Source organism: Rhodococcus sp. YL-1, assembly GCF_001942025.1.
GTDB lineage: Bacteria > Actinomycetota > Actinomycetes > Mycobacteriales > Mycobacteriaceae > Rhodococcus_F > Rhodococcus_F qingshengii.
The window spans coordinates 5832538-5853036 of the sequence record NZ_CP017299.1; the positions used below are offsets into that span (position 1 = coordinate 5832538).

Genomic DNA, 20499 nt, shown 5'->3' on the forward strand with positions numbered 1-20499 from the left:
TTCGACTGTCACGTCCGACTCAATTCACGCCAGATCTCCTGCTGCACTTTCTCGATGCGCCGAGGTGCCTTCGGCTCCCACAGCAGCCGCATACCGGCCTCGGCCGGAGTGCGATCCGCCTTGCGCTGATTGCAGGAACTGCAGCACGCCACCAGATTTCCCCACGTGTTGGGCCCGTTACGGCTCCGCGGCTGGACATGGTCGATGGTCGTTGCCCGGGCGGCGCAGTACGCACATTGACGACCGTCCCGGTCGAAGACACCGGCAAAAGTGGCCCGACTGGAATCGGTGACCGTCACCCGGTGAGCAACGTACACGTACTCGGCGAGCAGGATCGTCCTCGGAAGTGGGATTTCGACGTGCTTGGAGCGCACCGGAAATATCGGGGTCACGTCTTCGGCGGACTGCGCGGAGCCGGTGGCGATCAGGACGACCGCACGATCGGCGCTCACTTCACCGAGGTACTCGTACGTGGCGTTGAGTACCCGGACGGGGCGGTTCATCCAACTGTGAGCAAGTGCGCGGTTCGGGTTCCGCATGAGAGTTCTCAGTTCGTGTCGAGGAGTGAAACTCCTGGACACGAAGACGGGTCAGGAGCAAATGCAAGAAATGGGGAACGGCATATATCCAGCGCCGCTCTGTTCCCCGAATGCGGGATGGGAAATACCGCGGGGTGAGTGCCCGCGCAGGTGCAACGCTTGCTTCCAGTCGCGCATGCCTGTCCCCTTCCACTTCTTGTTCTCGTCACCGGCTATTGCCGACGCTCATCATCACACGGAAGGCATCCTCAGCGATATCGATTTATCAGGCCGGAAGAGCCGTCCTGGAAATACCGCGGTTTGACGCCGGAACACGCGGCTTGATCGAATGAGCCATGACTTCGTCGTACATCGACCTACGCTCGGACACCGTCACCAAGCCTGATGCGGAGATGCGGAAGGCGATGGCCGACGCCGAGGTCGGTGACGACGTCCTCGATCACGACCCGACCATGGCGGCGCTCGAGGAAGAGGTGGCGCACACTCTGGGTTTACCGGCGGCACTGTGGGTGCCGAGCGGATCGATGGGCAACCTGATTGCGCTGATGCTGCACCTTCACCGCGGCGATCAGTTCCTGGCACCGGAACACTCTCACGTCTTGGGCTCCGAATTGGGCACCGCTGCCTGGCTCGCCCAGGGAATGCCGATGGCGTTGCCGCACGACGGCGGACCCGGACGTCCCACCCCCGAGACTGTCGTGAAGGCGGCGGGCTCCCCCGGCCCGTACTTCGCGTTGAACACCACGCTGCTCTGTCTCGAGAACACTCATAACTTCGCCGGCGGTGCCGTCATGAATCCGACCGAATGGACGAAGCTGGTCGACGCAGCGCGATCACGCGGCTTGAAGATTCACCTCGACGGCGCCCGTCTCTGGAATGCCGCTGTTGCACTCGATGTTTCGCCCACCGAATTGACTTCCGGCGCCGATACCGTACAGGTGTGCCTGAGTAAGGGACTCGGTGCGCCGGTCGGCTCGATACTCGCCGCATCACCCGAATTGATCACCGAAGCCCGAAGGATCCGCAAGATGCTCGGCGGCGGCGTTCGTCAGGGCGGAGTGCTGGCCGCAGCCGGCATCGTCGCGTTGCGCTCGCAAGCTCGCCTCTCCGACGATCACGACAACGCGCAGCGCCTCGCGTCGGGGCTTCGTGAACGCGGTTGGGCCGTCGACGAACCTGCCACCAACATCGTTCTGGCCGCGACAGCTGATCCGTCGGTCACCGTTGCTCAGCTCGCCGGTGTCGATGTCGGCGCGGTCACCGTTGCCGGGAAGGTTCGGTTCGTGACGCATCGCGACGTGAGCACTGCCGACATCGACGCGGTTCTGTCCAGAGTAACCTTCTGAACTACGCCACCAGGGGTTGAACCTCCTGCGCGACAAAGCGAATGAACTCGCGGACATCCGGCTCGTCAACAGTCGGTTGGAGTACCACGGTGGTTGCACCTGCTGCAACCCATCGCCGTGCTGCTGCCGCGACTTCGGCCGCGTTGCCCACGGCAATCGCATCCTCCGGCGACTCGCTACCGGACGCTGCGGCCTCGGCAAGGGCGCGCTCACGACCGCCGGAACCGAAAGCACAGATGACGTAGACGACGACCTCGTGATCCGACGCCCCGATGTGAGCGATCGCCCGACGCACGCCGTCCGGGGTCGTCCCACCCGAGAGCACGGTGCCCTGCGCCAACTCGCCACTGAGCGCCAAAGTCTTTGGCCCCGTGGCGCCGACGAGCAACTGCGGCACCGTCTCCGGTGGCCACGCCAGCGTGACGTCCGTGAGATTCACGTATCGACCGGACACCGTCACCGACTCACCGCCCAGTAGCCGCTCGACTGCTCCGAACTGCTCCCGCAGGAGGGTCAACGGCGATTCGGCTTTGGCCCCGATCTGCCGCATCCAACTCTGAACGCCGTGACCGAAGCCAACCCGTAGTCGATCCGGATGAACTCTGGCCAGCGCTGAAATCTCCATCGCCGTGATCGCGGTGTTGCGCATCGGGGTCGGCAGCACACCGATCGCCACACCCACGCGATCGGTCTCAGCCAATACAGTTGCAGCAGTGGCTATTCCTCCGCCGAAGAAGCAGTCTTCCCACAACCAGACCTCGTCGATACCGACTTCGTCTGCATACCTGGCATGTCGAACCAGATCTTCCGGAGATTGCTCCGGGCGCACGACGACGGCAATCCGTGCGGCGCTCATGCCGTCACCAGAAACGCGGCGATCTCGTCGGCGGTTCGACGGCCCTGTTCGCGGCCGAGTTCGGCTGCGGGGCGCCTGGTTGTCGGTGAAAGCGAGTTCGTTCCGATCGCTTCGACGACGGCGTCGTCGGCGAAGACAGGCAGCACGGGCAAGGGCGTCATCACGTCGATTTCCTCTCGTAGACTGCCGCCCAGAAGATTCGGGGCGGGGTCGGCTGCGGGTGAAAGAACCACGACCACATCGCAGTCGGCAGCCAGATGAACATTCGAGCCACTCGCCATTCCGCCGTCCATGTACCGCTCGCCCTCGATCACGACTACCGGCCACACCCCTGGTACGGCGCAACTTGCTCCGACTGCGTCGATCAGTTCTACGCCGTCAGCGTTGCCGAACACCCTCAACTCACCGGTCTGTGCGTTGATCGCCGGGATGCGCAACTCCCGGTCGGGCCACAACCGATTGGGCAGCCTCGCCTCGATGACCGCGCGACGCACGGCAGGTTCGACGGTATCGGCTCTCATCGCTGCTTCGCCGAGCAAACGGAGCTGCTCGGCCCGGTCCTGCGATCCTGCGATCGCGTCGACGAACATCTGACCGAGTACCTCGACATCGACCTTCGGGTCGAGCTCCCCGGTGGCCTCCGCTGTTTGTGCGTCGAAAAGCTCTTGCAGTGTCACGCCGCTCGCTATCTGAGCGCTCACCGTGGAACCTGCGGAAGTGCCGATCAACACGTCCGCCGTCAGCAGCGCAGCGGCAGTGTCCGGTGATTTGTCCTGAAGGCCCAACAGAAAACCTGTTTCCCAGGCGATTCCCGCAACGCCGCCACCGGCAAGTACCAACCCCAATTTCACGCCGTCCACCTCTCGTCGATCGTGATCCGTGCCCGAAGTCGACGTTAGACCTACTCTGAAGTGATGTTCATGCGCAGCGCAAAGACATTTGTTCCCGACGCACTCCGTGGGTTGATCGCATCCACCGACGACATCGCGTGGAATCCCGACCCTGGGTACCTCACACGCGCAAGGCCACTTCCCCGTGGACGGGTCGCGCTCGTCTCCGGCGGCGGTTCAGGCCACGAACCCATGCACGCCGGATTCATCGGCGAAGGAATGCTCACAGCCGTCTGCCCCGGATTGGTCTTCAGCTCACCCAATGCACTTCAGATCCACGAGGGATCCAAGGCTGCCGACGCCGGCGGCGGCGTCCTTCACATCGTGAAGAACTACACCGGCGACGTGATGAACTTCGGTATCGCCCGAGAGTTGCTACGCGAGGACAAGATCGATACGGACGTCGTCCTGGTCGACGACGACGTCGCGACCGAACGCGCAGACGGCAGCGGTCCGGGACGACGCGGTACTGCGGCAACCATCGTGGTGGAGAAGGTCTGCGGCGCATCCGCCGCCCGCGGCGACGACCTGGCCGAGGTGACCCGGATCGGACAACACGTCGCGCACTCCGCTCGGAGCATGGCCGTCGCCCTTCGCCCATGCACTTTGCCGGGGGCTGACGAGCCGTCGTTCGACTTGCCGGCGGGTCAGATGGAACTCGGTATCGGCATCCACGGCGAACGCGGCACAGAACGCGTGGACGCCCTGCCCGCACCGGAATTGGTGCGGCGGCTGACGGACCCGATCATCAAGTCCCTGAGTCTCGCCGAAGGCGACCGCGTCATCGCCGTCGTCAACGGTCTCGGCGCCACCCACCCGCTGGAGTTGCAACTTCTGTTCGCCGAACTCGGAGATTATCTGGACGAACAGGGAATTCACATCGAGCGGACACTGATCGGAACCTTCGTCACTGCATTGAACATGGCAGGCGCGTCCATCACCCTTGTTCGCACAGACAAAGAAATCCTCGAATTATGGGACGCACCAACAAAAGCGCCCGCCTGGCCGAATGCTATAGCGCGTGAGTACACCGGCATGGGCACGCGCGAATCTTTCGGTCCCACATTCACACCCGACACCTCACGCACCGCCGAAAGCAGCTTCGTCGGAAGCTGGATTGCGGACTGGGCCGAGAAGGTACTGGATCAGGAACCGGCACTGACCGATCTCGACCGACGAGCGGGCGACGGCGATTTCGGGACCAACATGGTGGCCGCACTGGATCAACTCGACATCTCGGCGATCCGTGACACGTACTCCACCGCAACGATATTCGATGCAGTCTCACAGGCGTACCTCGGCCACGCCGGTGGCACCTCCGGCGCATTGTTCGGCATCTGGTTCCGGCATTTCTTCCGCGTGGCCGCAGACTCGGCGGACTCCGAACTCGACCTCGGCGCGATCGCGGCTGCAGCGCGAGCGGGACTCGACAACATCACCTCGCTCGGCGGCGCACGCGTCGGCGACAAGACGATGGTCGACGCGATAGTTCCGGCGGTCGAGTCGTTGGAGCAATCCGTGAGCTCGGAAGCCGATCGAGATGCTGCGCTGGCGAGCGCAGCGGAAGCCGCAGCGGCCGGGGCGGAGTCGACCGAAACCATGCTCGCGAACCGCGGACGTGCAAGTTATGTGGGCGAAGCCGCTCGCGGAGTAGTCGATCCGGGAGCGCTACTCATAGCGTGGTTCTTCGCCAGTGCAGTGGGTCACTAGCGAGCACTTCGGGGCTGTGACTAATCTGGCAGCCACAGCACATCGTTTGTGACGACCCGTGGGCAAAAGCACCGGTCTCACACACCACACAGGAGCAGCCCATGCTGAGCACCATGCAAGACGCCCCCCTCTCCATTGCTCAACTTCTCCGCCACGGTGCCTCCGTTCACGGCGCCTCCGAGGTTGTCACGTGGACCGAGTCCGGCCCGCGCCGTGTGTCCTACGCTGACGTCGGCAAGCGCTGTGCTCAGCTCGCGCACGCCCTGCGCGGGCTCGGCGTCGAGGGCGACGAGCGAGTCGCCACGTTCATGTGGAACAACTCCGAGCACCTCGAGGCGTACCTGGCGATCCCCTCGATGGGCGCTGTGCTCCACACCCTGAACATTCGTCTGTTCCCCGAGCAGTTGATCCATGTCGCCAATCACGCCGAGGACCGCGTGATCATCGTCGACCCGTCCCTGATTCCGCTTCTCTCTCCGCAGCTTCCGTCGCTGACCACCGTCAAACACATCGTCGTCACCGGCTCCTCCACTGCAGGACTCGAAGCTCCCGAGGGAGTGCAGGTTCACACCTACGAGGGCTTGATCGCCGATCAGCCCACCGAGTTCGACTGGCCCGAGGTCGACGAACTGAGCGCTGCCGCAATGTGTTACACGTCCGGCACCACGGGTGACCCCAAGGGCGTCGTCTACTCCCACCGTTCGATCTACCTGCACTCCATGCAGGTCTGCATGAGCGACGGCCCCAACCTCGCGCAGGGCGATCGTGCACTCGCCGTGGTGCCTCAGTTCCACGCCATGTCGTGGGGACTTCCCTACGCCGCATTCATGATCGGTGCTTCGCTGATCATGCCCGACCGCTTCCTCCAGCCTGCCCCGTTGGCTGCGATCATCGCCAGCGAGAAGCCGACGTTCGCCGCAGCCGTCCCCACCATCTGGCAGGGCCTGCACCTCTACCTCGAGCAGAACCCGCAGGACATCTCCTCGATGCGCGAGGTTCTGATCGGTGGGTCCGCGGTACCGCCGGCCCTCATGCACGCATTCGAAGCCGACCACAACGTCTCCGTCCTGCACGCCTGGGGCATGACCGAAACCTCCCCACTCGGATCCGTCGCCCGCCCGCCGGCCGGTGTCACCGGCGACGCGATGTGGAAGTACCGCTACTCTCAGGGCCGCTTCCCGGCATCCGTCGAGGCACGTCTCATCGACGATGACGGCAAAGTTGTTGCACACGACGGCGTTTCCGTCGGCGAGCTCGAAGTGCGCGGCCCCTGGATCACCGGGTCGTACTACGGCGTCGATGCGGAAGACAAGTTCAACGACGGCTGGCTCAAGACCGGTGACGTCGGATCCATCACGGCCGACGGCTTCCTGAGCCTGTCCGACCGCTCCAAGGACATCATCAAGTCCGGCGGCGAATGGATCTCCTCGGTCGACCTCGAGAACGCCGTCATGGGTCACCCTGACGTCACCGAAGCTGCCGTCATCGGCGTGCCGGACGAGAAGTGGGACGAGCGCCCGTTGGTCGCGGTTGTTCTGCGCGCCGGATCCGAGACCACGATGTCCGAACTCCAGCAATATCTTTCGGACAAGGTAGCCAAGTGGCAGCTCCCCGAGAACTGGGCTGTGGTTCAGGAAGTTCCGAAGACGAGCGTCGGCAAGTTCGACAAGAAACGCCTTCGCGCCGACTACCACGAGGGCGGACTCGAAGTCACTCGCCTCTGACACGGAGTGAATGCTGAAGCATGAATACTGAAGGTGGGCAACAGGTTTTCACTCTGTTGCCCACCTTAATTTAACGAGCAATGCACTTTACGGACGATAACCGACCGTGCGAAAAGCGATGTCGACGTACTTCTGCGCCAATTGCGACGGCGACATCGGACCGCCGGTCTGGAACCAACGCGGCAGTGACTGCGCCATACCGAGTATTGCCCGGACGGTCTCTTCGGTATCGGTGACCGCGAAATCTCCCGATGCCACACCGTCGTCGACGATCCTGCGCATCAGCAACTCGAGCCGCTTACGACTGGCGGCGTATCGACTTCGGCTTTCCGGTGAGACATGCCGGATCTCGGTGTCCAACGCAGCATGCCGCGACCGGTGGGTCATATAGAGAACTATCGCCTCCACCACCAAGGCGAAGCGTCGTACCGGATTTTCGCCGGCCTCCGCTTCTGCCGCTTCGGTTCTGGTATTCAGCTCACTCATCGAGACCTCGAACAAAGCGACGAGAATTGCCTCTTTGTTCGCGTGGTGATAGTAGAGCGCGGGAACGGTTACCCCGACACGATTGGCAATCTGGCGCACCGTCGTGCCGTGGTAACCATTCTCGTCGAAAAGCTCGAGCGAAGCCATCAGGATGTCGGTCATCACCAGCGGCGGGAAGGACCTCCAGTCCACTGCCACCGAGCTCACCGACTCCACCTCGCCAGTCATGTGATAGCCGAAATTACCGCGGTGCCATACGGATTGCACCGTCGAGGCGGATCGTCTCACCATTGAGCATGGGGTTGGAAACGATGTGCGCAGCAAGCGCGCCGTACTCGCTGGGATCACCCAGGCGAGAGGGGTGAGGCACCTGCTGACCCAACGACGCCTGGGCTGCTTCGGGCAGTCCAGCCAGCAACGGGGTCTTGAACAAGCCGGGTGCAATGGTGTTGACGCGGATCAGCAGCGACGCGAGGTCACGGGCGATGGGAAGCGTCATACCGACGACGCCGCCCTTCGACGCGGAGTACGCAGCCTGCCCGATCTGGCCGTCATACGCTGCGACCGAAGCGGTGTTGATGATGACGCCGCGTTCACCGTCGATCGGCTCGGTCTTCGAAATACGTTCCGCAGCAAGACGAAGGACGTTGAAGGTGCCGATCAGATTGACGTCGATGACCTTCTTGAACGCGTCGAGCGGGAAAGCGCCCTTCTTGCTGACCGTCTTGACTGCGTTGCCGATTCCGGCGCAGTTGACTGCCACGCGCAGGGGTCCGAGGGATTCGGCCACGTCGAGTGCCGCGGTGACCGCAGCCTCGTCGGTGACGTCTGCCGCCGCGAAGCGGACCCGGTCGCCAAGTTCCTTGGCGATGGCTTCACCGTTGGACGACGGAAGGTCGATGATGACGACGCTGGCGCCGTCGGCAAGAAGGGCTTTGGTGGTGGCCAGGCCGAGGCCGGATGCTCCACCGGTGACGACGGCGACGCTGTCGTTGACGATCATGAGAGTTCCTTTCGAAAGGTTATGTGTTTCAGATGCGTTCGATGATTGTGGCGTTGGCCATGCCGGCGCCCTCGCACATGGTCTGCAATCCGTAGCGTCCGCCGGTGGCCTCGAGGTGGTTGACCATCGTGGTCAGCAGGCGAGTACCCGAGGACCCCAGGGCATGGCCGAGTGCAATCGCGCCGCCCCACGGGTTGAGCTTTGCCGGGTCGGCGCCGAACTCGTGAGCCCAGGCGAGCGGTACGGGAGCGAAGGCTTCGTTGACCTCGTAGGTGTCGATGTCGTCGATGCTCAGACCCGCGCGAGCGAGCACCTTGTGGGTGGCTGGGATGGGTGCGGTGAGCATGAAGATCGGGTCATCGCCCGCAACGGAGAAGGAATGGAAACGAGCTCGCGGCGTCAGCCCCAGCTTCGACGCCATTTCTTCGCTCATGATCAGTGCTGCGGACGCGCCGTCGGTGAGCGGCGACGAGTTACCGGGAGTGATCGACCACTGCGCCTCGGGGAAGCGCTGCGCGTACTTCTCCGAGTAGAACGACGGCTTCAAACCGGCGAGTCCCTCGGCGGTAGTAGACGCGCGAACCGTCTCGTCGACGATATGCGAGACGGTCTCACCGGCGGCGTTGGTCACCGAGATCGGCAGAATCTCCTTGTCGAAGAGCCCCTTCGCCGCTGCCTCTGCTGCCCGCTGGTGGGACTGCGCGGAGAATGCGTCGAGAGCGTCGCGGTCAAGCTTCCACTTGGCGGCGATCAATTCTGCAGAGATTCCCTGGTTGACCAGGCCTTCGGGGTAGCGAGCCGCGACGCCCGGACCGGAAGCGTCCTTCCCCATCGTCGTGGTACCCATCGGGACACGACTCATGGATTCGACGCCTGCCGCGATCACGATGTCGTAGGCCCCGGCGATCACGCCCTGCGCCGCAAAGTGCGCAGCTTGCTGACTTGATCCGCACTGGCGATCAATCGTGGTGGCGGGTACCGACTCGGGGAACCCTGCCGAAAGGACCGCGCTGCGGGTGATGTTGAGCGCCTGCTCACCGGCCTGGCCGACGCAACCGCCGATCACGTCGTCCACCAGGGCGGGGTCGAGGCCGTTTCGCGAGGTGATGGAACGCAGAACGTGGGCCATCAGTTCGACAGGGTGCGTCCCGGACAGTGCTCCGCCCGGCTTTCCCTTGCCGGACGCGATCCGGACTACATCGACGATCACTGCCTTGGTCATCTTCGTTCCCTTCGAGGACGTGCATTGCTGGGGCGGTCCGGCACCCGTGTTTCGTGGCGCCGGGTACCGGACCGAGATCGAGGGAGCACCCTGACTTAGCGCTCGCTAAAGAACTACCACCGACTTGATCCTCTCGTCAAGAGGGGGCCTCCGAACTCGAAACAAATGCGGCCGACTAAAAGCTGGGCGATCAGTGACCTCGCCTGGCCCACGCCATTCATTAGTACTTTCGAATGATAGGTTTTCAATCTTCGCCCGAAATGTCCGGAATCGGATAACCTTCCGCCACAAGCAATCCAAGCCACAGGGGATTCGGGGCGTGGCACCAATCGATGACAACCGCAGGGGGACTGACTGGGAGGTTTGGCGTGGACCTGCGATACGTTGCCTTCACGCGTGCCGACCCGCATTTCTACGACCGAATCAGAACGGTCACCCGACCAGATACATCAACTGACCAGCACTTTATCCCCGCGAAGTCGGTGGATTGGTCGCTCTGGCGGCGCGGTCCCCAAAGTGGACCGTGGAACTACTTCCAACCGCCCGACGGTCTGCTGCCAGAACAAGGATGGAAGATTCACTGCTCCGCTACCCAAGCCAACGCGCAGGAGCTGCTCGATACCGTTTCCGTGTATTGCGGTCACAATCATGTGCCGTTCAAATTTCTTCGGACGGCAGCAGACCTCATGTTGTCCAACAGCAAGCAGGCCAATCGAACTTCCAGCGGAAAATTCATCACGATCTATCCGGCGGATGGTGTTGCCACACAACGTGTCATCACCGAACTGGACAAGCTTGTCACCGGTGCCGACGGGCCGTACATCCTCAGCGATGTGCGATGGAACCGGGGACCGCTCTACTTACGGTACGGCGCGTATCTGCCCATGCAGACCTACGATTCATTCGGCGATCGCGTCCCCGCAATTCGGCGTCCTGACGGATCGCTCGAACCCGATGTGCGCGGCACTTCCTTCAGAACTCCGGACTGGGTACAAATCCCGGACTTCGTTCGCGCGCAGCAAGACAAGCTGAAATCACATGACGAATTCCCCTATTCGATCAATGAAGCCCTGCACTTCAGCAACAGCGGGGGGATCTACTCCGCGTTCGACGACGCCGGCATCGATCTGGTCATCAAAGAAGGCCGTCCCTTTACCGCCCCGGACGCCAACGGCCGGTACGCAATCGACCGCATCCGTAACGAGTACGACAAGTTGACCCACCTTGCCGACAACCCGTACGCACCTTCTGCGATCAGGTTGTTCGAGCGCGAGGGACACCACTTCCTTGTCACCGAGCGCGCTGCCGGCACTCCCCTGAATCAGGAAGTTGCGCTCCGCCACCCACTGATACGCGCGGACCAGACACTCAGTTCCCGAACGGAATACAGAACCTGGGCACTCGACATTGCACAACAGTTGACTACCGCAGTCGAGAGCTTCCACAACGCCGGAATCGTTCATGCCGATCTTCACCCTGGCAACGTCATGTGCTCACCGTCCGGTATTCGGATCATCGACTTCGAGATGGCCCACAACATCGACGAGCATCCGCCCCGGTCCACCGGAGCCCCCGGATACACAGCACCTCGACAGTTGACAGGAATCGCGGCGGATCGATACTCGTTGGGCTGCATCGAGCTGGGACTCTTTGTTCCACTTACTACATTGTTCCCTCTCGATCGCAACAAGATTCCCGAACTCATCGACTATGCGGTGTCTCGATTCGATCTTCCCCGCGCCTTCGGTGCCTCGCTCTATTCGATGCTCGACGTACAGGCGCCGGCGCCGAAGAATCGCCCGCATCGTTGGGACACGTCGCCCGGGGAAAACCTGCAACGGGCGGCCGCTCTATTGCGCTGCGGCATCCTCGCCTCGCTTGATCTCGCCCGCGCTGATCGACTCTTTCCCGGCGACATCGCCCAGTTCGAGGTGAACGGCTACGGCATTGCGCACGGCTCGTGCGGAAACCTGCTCGCCGATGTACTTCCCGCAGACACCTTGGAGTCAGTTCTGGAATGGACTGAACATCAAGTTGATTCGGATACTCAACCAAAGTTCGGCTTCTTCGACGGGCTCGCGGGTGCGGTGCACACCTTTCGGCATCACGGGCGACATTCGACAGCCGACAGGTGGGTCGAGACTTTGCGTCGAGCCCCACTCGACGACATCGACTCCAGCCTTTTCAGCGGCCTTTCCGGAATCGGTTGCCTCCTACTCGAGGAATCGGTTTCACGACCGACTGTGTCACCCACTCTCGCTGTCGTGACCGAGACTCTGCGCGAACGAATTTCAGCTGCTCGCTTGCATGTCCGCGACGCCGGCGGAACACCTTGGGCAGTGGCCGGCCGAGGTGGGCTGATGCGGGGACCGAGCGGACAAGCACTGTTCTGGACTCGCCACTACGAACTGAGTGGTGATCCTCGATCGCTGGAACACGCACGCCAGCTCGTCGACATCGATCTGTCTGTGATGTCGATGTGCCCTGACGGGTCGATGCAGCTGAGAGAGGAGCGCCGGACGATGCCGTATCTCGGATCCGGGTCTGTCGGTGTGGGCCTGGTACTTCTACAACTTCTGCGCCATGTCGACGAACCGCGTTACGCAGCTGCGGTGCGTGCGATATCCCGCGCCGCCACAGTCGAATTCACTGCCCAAGCCGGACTACTCAACGGGCGAGCCGGGCTGATGCTGTTTCTCAGCGAACTCTCCAAGACTCCATACGCCGGCGCCGATTGTGAACAGACGCTTGCACAGCAGTTTCAGCTTCTGGGCTTGCACAGCCTCAATCACGCAGGAGGCCTGCACTTTCCAGGTGAACAGAACCTGAGACTCTCAACAGACTGGGCAACCGGATCTGCAGGAATACTGGCGTTGCTCCGATATACCGGATCGGCAACTGCCCGACAGTCGTTTCCACTGATGTGCGCGTCGAACTGCCACATCGCCTAATTGTTCGGAAGTTATCACCCACGGCAGATTGGAGCACAGAAGTACCAGGCGAAAAACCTGGAATTAAATCAACACCGCAAGCAAACTCGATCGATCAAATCCATCGGCAAGAACGCCGATCAACAAAGGAAATGACAATGGACGCTATTCTCTCCCTTCAAGATCTGTCAGTCGCCGCCGGCAACGTCGGAGACGCAGGCCAGCTCGAGCAGAACGCGGCAATCAGTTCGCTCAGTTTCTTCTGCCTCTGACCTCAGGCCGATACCTCGGAGCAGGTCCGGGGTATCGGCTTTCGCAATCAGTGCGAATCGTCAAACGGACAGTATTGTTTCATCATGAGACGCATACACACTTCACCGAGCTGCATTCGCCGATGATGTGCGCGACCTGGCGGCAATGCCGAGGGCAGATCGTATGGTCATCGATGGTGATATTCCTTCTGATCCTGACAACGGCGATTTCAGGTTGGTTCGTTCAGCGTTCGGGCGAGAGTTGGGACTTCGGCGACATCTGCTCACGCTGGTACGACGGAGGTGGCGGTTGCCGTGCCGACACCGCTCTCACCTTGACGACGCTTCTCGTACTCCTACTACCGTTCGCCTCAGGAATGCTGGTCGGCGTCACCACATTCGCCCGAGACTTCGAGCGGAGGGTCTGGTGGTTTGAGTTTCAATAGCTGTCAACGACAAGTTGAGGGAATCGGTACCATCCGCCCCCGATGTCTTCCAGCCGGAGCTGATTGAAGGTCTTGTCGGACACACCATCGGGTGCGTACACCCAGCCGGGATTGTCCAAGATGTCCAATCCATCTCGTGCGTCATAGAAATAGACGTGGCCTTCACTGCTGACGTTGGCATAGGAGATATCGAATCTGCCGATTCGTAGATCACGATGATACCCATCGGAATAGGGATCGTCAGGTTCTTGAAGTAGTTGCTGTGCAACGGTTTCGAAGTCTGCCCGATACTGATCGAAATGTGGCTGCCCCGCGGCCGCGATCCCGAGTGCGATCACCACGAGAACCGGAACAGCGACATCGGACCACAACCATCGGCGTCGCTGCCACCAGCACACTCCGAGCAGCACGATTGCAACACTCGCCGTGAGGACCCAGAGAACGACCGCACCGGCGATCGAGAGTGCACTATCCGCAGGTTCGGGCCAGGCGAGATGGCATTTCGCTGCGACATACATCGCCGACGCCGACGCTGCGATAAGTGCGTTTACCAAAACAACCCAACGAAGAGCACCGGACCTTCTCGTTGCCTGCGAGTTCGACACTGCCTGATCCATTCGATGAGAATAGCGAGCTGTTTGTCGCGGACTAGCAGTAACCACTTCCCCGATCTCACGATCGATTGTTTCTCGGCACGGAGAAAGTGTCCACGGTGCTATCTTTGCTGACTATGGGAGGCAGGGCTGCGAGGATGGTCGATTTGAACTACCGATGTCAGGAGAGCTCGGCGACTCCCAAAGTCGACAGGTCAATTTTGAGCACGGCTGGATTCGGTGGATCGCAGCAACCAATACCATCGTCACCCCATGATGACGTGACTGTTGCGGGCGAGTCGTGAAGATTCGATTATTACGAGCAAGCCAAGCGTCTTTAGCAATATCGCTGATCGCACTAACCTTGGTCTATTTGTTGGACGCATTTTCTTTGCGCCTCCAACATCAGCCCAGCTGGTGCATTGATCACTATGGAATCCCATCACGATTCAATTATCTCCTTCCCGGCCGGGCGGAGAGGGTAGCGGCAGGAATTACAGACTTCTGGGGATGGTTCCCTCCAGGCATAAGCTGTACATTCACTGATGCAGTGACCAAAGAAAGCGAAACGGTGGCACCGGCCGCGGACAGGTCGTACATCGTCGTCGTTCTTGTGGCGCTGATCATGATCTCGGCTGTCGGCGTATTGTTCGGCCGCCGGAAGCGCTGAAGATTGGTTTTGGCTCGGGACTGCAGATGCGCACTCGACACCAGACCGATGAGTAATAAATCGGTGTCCGTCGTTTCCTGCGCTTCCACCACTCGTCGATCTTCGCGAATCCACCAGCCTTGTTCGAGGGCATTTCTTGCGGGTCCTGGTGGTCTTCGTTCCCATCACGCTGGCGATGACACTCCTGGGCCTGGTGCTCGGCTGGACCCATGCGCTTGCCGGGGACAGGCGGCAACATGATCGACGCCGATTACACAATGTGCTGGGGCTCAGACAATTCCGACGTGATGCTGTTGCGCTCCGGGTTGATGGTGGCGCTCGCACTCGTCGGCGCACGTGGACTTCGTCGGCGACCCGCCTATAACCGACTGTCCGAAATGTCGAAATCGATTTGATAGCAGCAATTTTCGATCCACATTCTCTTGTGTTCGAAACTTTGTTCGATTATGCTTTCGGCATGGACAGTCGGGATGCGTGGCAGCTGGATGGCGAGGGCCTCAAGGGGGAGGTTCTGGATCTGGTGCGTGTCCGGCACGAGTTGCAGTCGCGGTTGGTGTTGCTGATCGTGGAGATGTTTTCCCGTGAGGTTCTCGGTGGGAAGGGTTTTCGGGCGATCGCGCAGTGGTTGCATGGTTCGACGAATTTGGAGATCGGTGAGTGCAGTCTGCTGGTCGGGTTGGCGCGGTTGTTGATGCTCGAACCTGTTGTCGCGGATGCGTTTCATCGCGGTGACGTGGATGCGTTGAAGGCGCGTCAGGTGGCGTCGTTTTGTCAGCATCCGCCGAAGAACATGACCCTGGCGGATGTGGACAAGGCTCGCGGGATCCTGCTTGGCCTGGCGTCGAAGAACATTGCGGATTGTGATGCGGTGCGGGCGGCGATTCGGCGGATCGAGAAGCAGTACGGCAAGCGCGAGGACGGGGTTCCGGTCGGTGAGGATTCCGAACGTAACGAGTTCTACGCCTCGAAAGGCTTGTACGGGCGGGTCACTGTGAAGGGTGATCTGGATGCGATCAACGGGGCCCGGTTGATCACGTTGTTGTCGAGTCTGTCGGCTCCGACGCCGGAGAAGGACGGCGTGAAGGACACGCGTACTCCGGCATTACGGCGTGCGGACGGGTTTTGCGAGTTGTTGCGCCGGTACGAGCGGGCGGGGTTGGGCCCGATCGAAGGCGGAGTGAAACCGCACATCACGGTCACCGCGTCCGCGAAAGACATGACCGACCTTAAAGTTCTGAAAGACCTGTTGCCGTCCACCGAGGAGCTGGGATTTGCGTGGACGGATTGGGTGGGCCCGATCAGCATCGACACCGCCCGGATGTTGGCGTGCGACTGCACAGTCACCCGGATCCTCCTGGATGAGAGTGGTGTTCCGCTCGACTGCGGTAAGGAAGCGAGAACGGCGACCGTTCCGCAGCGGCGGGCTCTTGCGGTTCGGGATGGTGGCTGTGCGTTTCCGGGGTGCGGGACTCCGTCGGGGTGGTGCGATGCCCATCATATTGTTCACTGGAACGATGGTGGCCCAACAGATCTCGACAACCTGATCTTGTTGTGCGGTCATCACCACCGGACACTGCACCACACGGAATGGCGGGTGGAGATCGGACCGGATCGAAAGACGGTGTTCTATCCACCGATGTCGATCGATCCGTATCAGCAGCCGATCGGCGGGAACAGCCCACCCACAGCGGCGTGAATCGCGGCAATCGAATACATCAGCACCGGGGACGAACCATGCCCCGGTGCTGGTGCACGTTTCTGGTCAGATCCCAACCCCTCAAATCCCAGCCCCTCAGATCCCAGCCCTTCGCACGAGAGCGTCAGTGGCAGAAGGGGATACAACGTCAATCGCTCGTAACAGCCCCGCGTACCGCGGATACAGCTCGACGGGACGCGTATTGATCGCCCTCAAGATCCACGATGCAGCTTGATCGGCCGTCAGCGCCGGCTGGCTCACGTAATCCGCCGTCGGCGCGATCATCGGTGTTCGTATGAGTGGGAATTGCACTGTGGTGACATCGACACCGGTGCCGTGACATTCCGCGCCGAGGCTTCGGCCGAATGCACTGAGAGCAGACTTCGACGCGTGATAGGCGCTGAACCTGGGCATCACGCCCGCAGTGACTCCCCAGGTTCCGACGTTGATGATGTGTCCGGACTTCGCCTCGAGCATTGCGGGCAGTAGCCGCAACGTCAGTCTTGTCGGCCCGAAGTAGTTCAGCGCCATGGTGCGCTCGTAGTCGTGGAATCTGTCGACCGAATCCAACGCGGTGCGCCGGATCGAGCGACCCGCATTGTTGACGAGGATGTCGACCGACCCGAATCGATCCGCGATCGTCTCCGCGAGTTCGTCAACGGCTTCACCGCGGGAGAGGTCCGCAGGCACGATGTGTGCCCATCCTCCCCTGCGGTGAATCTCGTCCCGTACGTGTTCGAGGTTTTCCTCACCGCGCGCGACCAGGATCATCTCGGCTCCCCGACGAGCCAATAGATGAGCTGTCGCCTCACCGATCCCCGACGAGGCTCCCGTCAGGACGATGGTCTTGTCGGAAAGCGTGACGCCGCGAGACGGAACAAGGGAGCGCAGACGCGTCGGCGGTCTCAATGCAAGATTGCTGAGAATCGATCTGATCACGTCGGCCTCGGTTCGATCTTCGCGTGCGATTCGGTGCGAACCCGTCCCTGAACAGCCCACTTCGGACGCACCGCGGAAATTACTCAAAAGTAAGTTATGGCGCCGTTTCGGCCGTGTCAAGAATTCGTCGGGATTCAGGAGTATCTGCCACTAGCTTTTCCTGATACCTCGGGTTACATTAAATCCAGACCGAGTGCCAGCGATCACACAACCGGCCCTCGATTCCACCGAACACCGCGAGAAATACCAGCGGTGACCGAAACGAAGAGGAGACGCCATGACGCTCACATCGCCGCTCGACAAGCGCGGAGAAGCATCCGACGACTCGTACAACGAGACGCTTCGACTCCTGTCCGAGGGCTCGGTGCACAAGCACTTCGACCCGTACCTCGACATCGACTGGGACTCCCCCGAGTTTGCCGTCGTCCCGAACGATCGCCGCTGGATCCTCCCGGCCGAGACTGACCCGCTGGGTGCACACCCGTGGTATCAGTCGCAGTCCGAGGCCAGGCAGATCGAAATCGGCATGTGGCGCCAGGCCAATGTCGCGAAGGTCGGTCTCCAGTTCGAGAACATTCTGATCCGCGGCATGATGCAGTACGTCTTCTCACTGCCCAACGATTCGGCCGAGGCGCGCTACTGCACGCACGAGTCGGTCGAAGAGTGCAACCACACGATGATGTTCCAGGAGATGGTCAACCGCATCGGTGCCGACGCTCCCGGGATGAGCCGTCCGATGAAGATGCTTGCACCCTTCATTCCCCTCGCTGCGGGTCCGTTCCCCGAACTGTTCTTCGTCGGTGTCCTCGCAGGTGAAGAGCCCATCGACCACATTCAGAAGAGCATCCTGCGCGCCGGCGGCCAGATCCACCCGATCATGCAGTCGGTCATGGCCATCCACGTAGCCGAGGAAGCGCGTCATATCTCGTTCGCGCACAAGCTTCTGAGCCGCCGCATCCCGCTGATGTCACGCCCGAACCGGTTTGTCCTCTCGCTGCTGTTCCCGATCGTCATGCGCATTCTCTGTGACGCCATCGTCATCCCGCCGAAGTCCTTCTGGAAGCAGTTCGACATCCCGAAGTCCGTGAAGAAGGACCTGTTCTGGGATCTGCCCGAGTCGCGCCAGACCCTGCGCAACTACTTCGGTGACGTCCGCATGCTGGCCACCGACACCGGCCTGATGAACCGTGCCTCGCGCCTGGTGTGGAAGGCCTGCAAGATGGACGGCCGCGCATCACGCTTCCGTAGCGAACCTCACCGCAGCTCGCACAACGCCGCCGCGTAGCTCCCGGACAGTCGAGATCGGACTCATAGCGCCATGCCACACGTAGTCACGCAGTCCTGTTGCAGCGACGCCTCGTGCGTCTACGCCTGCCCGGTCAACTGCATCCATCCGACGCCGGACGAGCCGGACTTCCTCACCGCCGAGATGCTGCACATCGATCCGCAGGCCTGCGTCGACTGTGGCGCATGCGTCTCGGCCTGCCCGGTCGACGCCATCGTCCCCGAGTCGAAGCTGACCGACCCGCAGCGAGTCTTCCTGTCCATCAATGCGGACTTCTACAAGGAAGAGCGACCCAGGCCGCTTCTCGCCAAGGTCATCCCGGCAGCCCACGTCGACAAGGGCCGACCGCCGTTGCGCGTTGCGATCGTCGGTTCCGGACCGTCGGCGATGTACGCCGCGGACGAGTTGCTGACTCAGCCTGACGTGCAGGTCAACGTCTTCGATCGCCTTCCTGTGCCTTACGGCTTGGTTCGCGCCGGCGTTGCTCCGGACCATCAGAAGACCAAGCAGGTCACTCGCTTGTTCGACAAGATCGCCGCACAAAAGGGTTTCGAGTTCTACCTCAACGTCGAGATCGGCAAGCACATCTCGCACAGCGAACTGCTCGAAAATCACCATGCGGTGCTCTACGCAGTCGGCGCTTCGTCCGACCGTGGTCTCGGCATTCCGGGCGCTGATCTGCCTGGCACGGCCTCGGCCACCGACTTCGTAGCCTGGTACAACGGCCACCCCGATCACGCCGACGACGTCTTCGACCTCTCACATCGCCGCGCGGTCATCATCGGAAACGGAAATGTCGCGCTCGACGTCGCTCGCATTCTGACGGCCGATCCCGAGAAGTTGGCCGGTACCGACATCTCCGCTCACGCACTCGCCGCTCTGCGGAAGAGTCGCGTCGAAGAAGTTGTCATCGTGGGTCGACGCGGAATCGCGCAGTCCGCGTTCACGGTCCCCGAGTTCACCGGCCTGATGGCACTGCCGGACATCGAACTCTCTGTCGGACCCGACGACATGGTTCTCGACTCGGCCACCGAAGAACTGGCAAAACGCGGCGAACTCCCGCATGCCGTCGAGCAGAAGTTGCGTCTCCTCGAAGCCCTGAAGAACCGCGATCACGTCGACGTCGGCAACAAGCGCATCACGTTGCGCTACCTGCTCACGCCGACCTCGATCACCGGCGACGATCAGGTCAGCGGAATCGAGTTCGCTCGCAACGCACTTGTCGACGCGAACGGAACCGTGCAGATCGAAGCAACCGGCGATACCGAGACCATCGATACCGGCTTGGTCCTCACCTCGATCGGCTACCGCGGAGTGCCCATCCCCGGCGTCCCGTTCGACGAGCGTGCGTCGGTCATTCCGAACGAGAACGGCCGAGTCCTCGAAGCTCCGAACGGTGATCCCGCCACCGGGGTCTACGCGACCGGTTGGATCAAACGCGGACCGAGTGGGTTCATCGGCACCAACAAGTCCTGCGCGCAGGAAACGATCAGGATGCTCGTCGACGACTTCAACGACGGACGCCTGACCAACCCGGTCGCCGACGACTCCGCAGTCGATCGTCTGGTCCGGGCGCGACAGTCCGACGTCGTCGACCGCGAGGGCTGGCATGCCATCGACAAGGCGGAACTGGAACGCGGCGCTGCGCACGACCGTGTCCGCGAAAAGGTTCTGGATCAGGTCGAGATCACCTCCATCCTCGACGCTGCGGCCCGGGTGAAACCGGCGCGTCGATTCGGTCGACCCGTTCGCGCTCGCTGATCCGCTACAGGTAAACAGCTACTTTCACGCACACGGCCCCGCCTGCAGACTCGTCTGCCCGGCGGGGCCGTCTGCGTTCCGGCAGCGTCCCACTCAGCGAAAATTTTTGCCCGTCAGCGGCCGAAATCGTGTAATACTGCAACCTGTTCCAG

The 20499-nt window shown here is 61.5% G+C and carries 16 protein-coding genes; 8 read left to right on the plus strand and 8 right to left on the minus strand.

All coding sequences use genetic code 11. The annotated features are described in order from the left end of the window. Nucleotides 1–8 precede the first annotated feature (8 nt). Nucleotides 9–539: an HNH endonuclease gene (locus BH682_RS27220; RefSeq protein ID WP_087503805.1), complete on the minus strand. Its 531-nt coding sequence runs from the start codon at nucleotides 537–539 to the stop codon at nucleotides 9–11. 335 nt (nucleotides 540–874) lie between these two features. Here BH682_RS27220 and BH682_RS27225 point away from each other — a divergent pair, with 335 nt between their 5' ends. Further along, nucleotides 875–1885, plus strand: coding sequence for a threonine aldolase family protein (locus BH682_RS27225; RefSeq protein ID WP_058038371.1), 1011 nt, complete (start codon nucleotides 875–877; stop codon nucleotides 1883–1885). Nucleotide 1886: 1 nt separating this feature from the next. Here the strand turns inward: BH682_RS27225 and BH682_RS27230 are convergent, their stop codons facing one another. Next, complete coding sequence (locus BH682_RS27230) at nucleotides 1887–2741, minus strand: LLM class flavin-dependent oxidoreductase (protein WP_047269366.1); 855 nt, start codon at nucleotides 2739–2741, stop codon at nucleotides 1887–1889. Further along, nucleotides 2738–3601 carry a patatin-like phospholipase family protein gene (locus tag BH682_RS27235; protein ID WP_058038372.1) on the minus strand — a complete coding sequence of 288 codons (864 nt, stop codon included), beginning with the start codon at nucleotides 3599–3601 and terminating at the stop codon, nucleotides 2738–2740. Before BH682_RS27235 ends, BH682_RS27230 begins: the two co-directional genes overlap by 4 nt. Nucleotides 3602–3655: 54 nt before the next feature. Here BH682_RS27235 and BH682_RS27240 point away from each other — a divergent pair, with 54 nt between their 5' ends. After that, nucleotides 3656–5341, plus strand: a complete 1686-nt coding sequence (locus BH682_RS27240; RefSeq protein WP_039973156.1) for a dihydroxyacetone kinase family protein — start codon at nucleotides 3656–3658, stop codon at nucleotides 5339–5341. A gap of 101 nt (nucleotides 5342–5442) precedes the next feature. Next, complete coding sequence (locus BH682_RS27245; protein WP_003943212.1) at nucleotides 5443–7065, plus strand: long-chain fatty acid--CoA ligase; 1623 nt, start codon at nucleotides 5443–5445, stop codon at nucleotides 7063–7065. Between the two features lie 87 nt (nucleotides 7066–7152). Here BH682_RS27245 and BH682_RS27250 read toward each other — a convergent pair whose 3' ends face one another. Genes BH682_RS27250 through BH682_RS27260 form a run of 3 tightly spaced genes read right to left on the minus strand, consistent with a single transcriptional unit; the run spans nucleotide 7153 to nucleotide 9776 of the window. Then, on the minus strand, nucleotides 7153–7779 hold the full coding sequence (locus BH682_RS27250) for a TetR/AcrR family transcriptional regulator (protein WP_050656998.1): 627 nt from the start codon (nucleotides 7777–7779) through the stop codon (nucleotides 7153–7155). A gap of 13 nt (nucleotides 7780–7792) precedes the next feature. Next, entirely contained in the window at nucleotides 7793–8554 is a 762-nt protein-coding gene (locus BH682_RS27255) for a 3-hydroxyacyl-CoA dehydrogenase (RefSeq protein WP_003942978.1), read from the minus strand. 28 nt (nucleotides 8555–8582) lie between these two features. Then, complete coding sequence (locus tag BH682_RS27260; protein ID WP_030536138.1) at nucleotides 8583–9776, minus strand: thiolase family protein; 1194 nt, start codon at nucleotides 9774–9776, stop codon at nucleotides 8583–8585. Nucleotides 9777–10144: 368 nt separating this feature from the next. Here BH682_RS27260 and lanKC point away from each other — a divergent pair, with 368 nt between their 5' ends. Together lanKC and BH682_RS27270 are read left to right on the plus strand one after the other, a co-directional pair. Continuing rightward, nucleotides 10145–12727: a class III lanthionine synthetase LanKC gene (gene lanKC / locus BH682_RS27265; protein WP_075834721.1), complete on the plus strand. Its 2583-nt coding sequence runs from the start codon at nucleotides 10145–10147 to the stop codon at nucleotides 12725–12727. 424 nt (nucleotides 12728–13151) lie between these two features. After that, a complete protein-coding gene (locus tag BH682_RS27270; protein WP_075834723.1) occupies nucleotides 13152–13403 on the plus strand; it encodes a hypothetical protein in 252 nt (83 codons plus the stop codon). Here the strand turns inward: BH682_RS27270 and BH682_RS27275 are convergent. After that, on the minus strand, nucleotides 13397–14020 hold the full coding sequence (locus BH682_RS27275; protein WP_075834725.1) for a hypothetical protein: 624 nt from the start codon (nucleotides 14018–14020) through the stop codon (nucleotides 13397–13399). The genes BH682_RS27270 and BH682_RS27275 overlap by 7 nt on opposite strands. Nucleotides 14021–15123: 1103 nt before the next feature. On the opposite strand from BH682_RS27275, the gene BH682_RS27285 reads away from it, so the two are divergent. Continuing rightward, a complete protein-coding gene (locus BH682_RS27285; RefSeq protein ID WP_075835517.1) occupies nucleotides 15124–16362 on the plus strand; it encodes an HNH endonuclease signature motif containing protein in 1239 nt (412 codons plus the stop codon). A gap of 96 nt (nucleotides 16363–16458) precedes the next feature. Here BH682_RS27285 and BH682_RS27290 read toward each other — a convergent pair whose 3' ends face one another. Further along, a complete protein-coding gene (locus BH682_RS27290; protein ID WP_074447109.1) occupies nucleotides 16459–17301 on the minus strand; it encodes an SDR family oxidoreductase in 843 nt (280 codons plus the stop codon). Between the two features lie 277 nt (nucleotides 17302–17578). On the opposite strand from BH682_RS27290, the gene BH682_RS27295 reads away from it, so the two are divergent. After that, the gene (locus BH682_RS27295; RefSeq protein ID WP_003943163.1) at nucleotides 17579–18586 is read left to right on the plus strand and encodes an AurF N-oxygenase family protein; all 1008 of its coding nucleotides are present in this window, start codon (nucleotides 17579–17581) and stop codon (nucleotides 18584–18586) included. Nucleotides 18587–18619: 33 nt separating this feature from the next. Continuing rightward, nucleotides 18620–20347 carry an FAD-dependent oxidoreductase gene (locus tag BH682_RS27300; RefSeq protein ID WP_064113617.1) on the plus strand — a complete coding sequence of 576 codons (1728 nt, stop codon included), beginning with the start codon at nucleotides 18620–18622 and terminating at the stop codon, nucleotides 20345–20347. Nucleotides 20348–20499 lie beyond the last annotated feature (152 nt).

Coding starts and splice junctions, on each gene's coding strand:
- BH682_RS27220 (WP_087503805.1), bottom strand. CDS start 539: ATGCGGAACCCGAACCGCGCACTTGCTCACAGTTGGATGAACCGCCCC.
- BH682_RS27225 (WP_058038371.1), top strand. CDS start 875: ATGACTTCGTCGTACATCGACCTACGCTCGGACACCGTCACCAAGCCT.
- BH682_RS27230 (WP_047269366.1), bottom strand. CDS start 2,741: ATGAGCGCCGCACGGATTGCCGTCGTCGTGCGCCCGGAGCAATCTCCG.
- BH682_RS27240 (WP_039973156.1), top strand. CDS start 3,656: ATGTTCATGCGCAGCGCAAAGACATTTGTTCCCGACGCACTCCGTGGG.
- BH682_RS27245 (WP_003943212.1), top strand. CDS start 5,443: ATGCTGAGCACCATGCAAGACGCCCCCCTCTCCATTGCTCAACTTCTC.
- BH682_RS27250 (WP_050656998.1), bottom strand. CDS start 7,779: ATGACTGGCGAGGTGGAGTCGGTGAGCTCGGTGGCAGTGGACTGGAGG.
- BH682_RS27255 (WP_003942978.1), bottom strand. CDS start 8,554: ATGATCGTCAACGACAGCGTCGCCGTCGTCACCGGTGGAGCATCCGGC.
- BH682_RS27260 (WP_030536138.1), bottom strand. CDS start 9,776: ATGACCAAGGCAGTGATCGTCGATGTAGTCCGGATCGCGTCCGGCAAG.
- BH682_RS27270 (WP_075834723.1), top strand. CDS start 13,152: ATGGTGATATTCCTTCTGATCCTGACAACGGCGATTTCAGGTTGGTTC.
- BH682_RS27275 (WP_075834725.1), bottom strand. CDS start 14,020: ATGGATCAGGCAGTGTCGAACTCGCAGGCAACGAGAAGGTCCGGTGCT.
- BH682_RS27285 (WP_075835517.1), top strand. CDS start 15,124: ATGGACAGTCGGGATGCGTGGCAGCTGGATGGCGAGGGCCTCAAGGGG.
- BH682_RS27295 (WP_003943163.1), top strand. CDS start 17,579: ATGACGCTCACATCGCCGCTCGACAAGCGCGGAGAAGCATCCGACGAC.
- BH682_RS27300 (WP_064113617.1), top strand. CDS start 18,620: ATGCCACACGTAGTCACGCAGTCCTGTTGCAGCGACGCCTCGTGCGTC.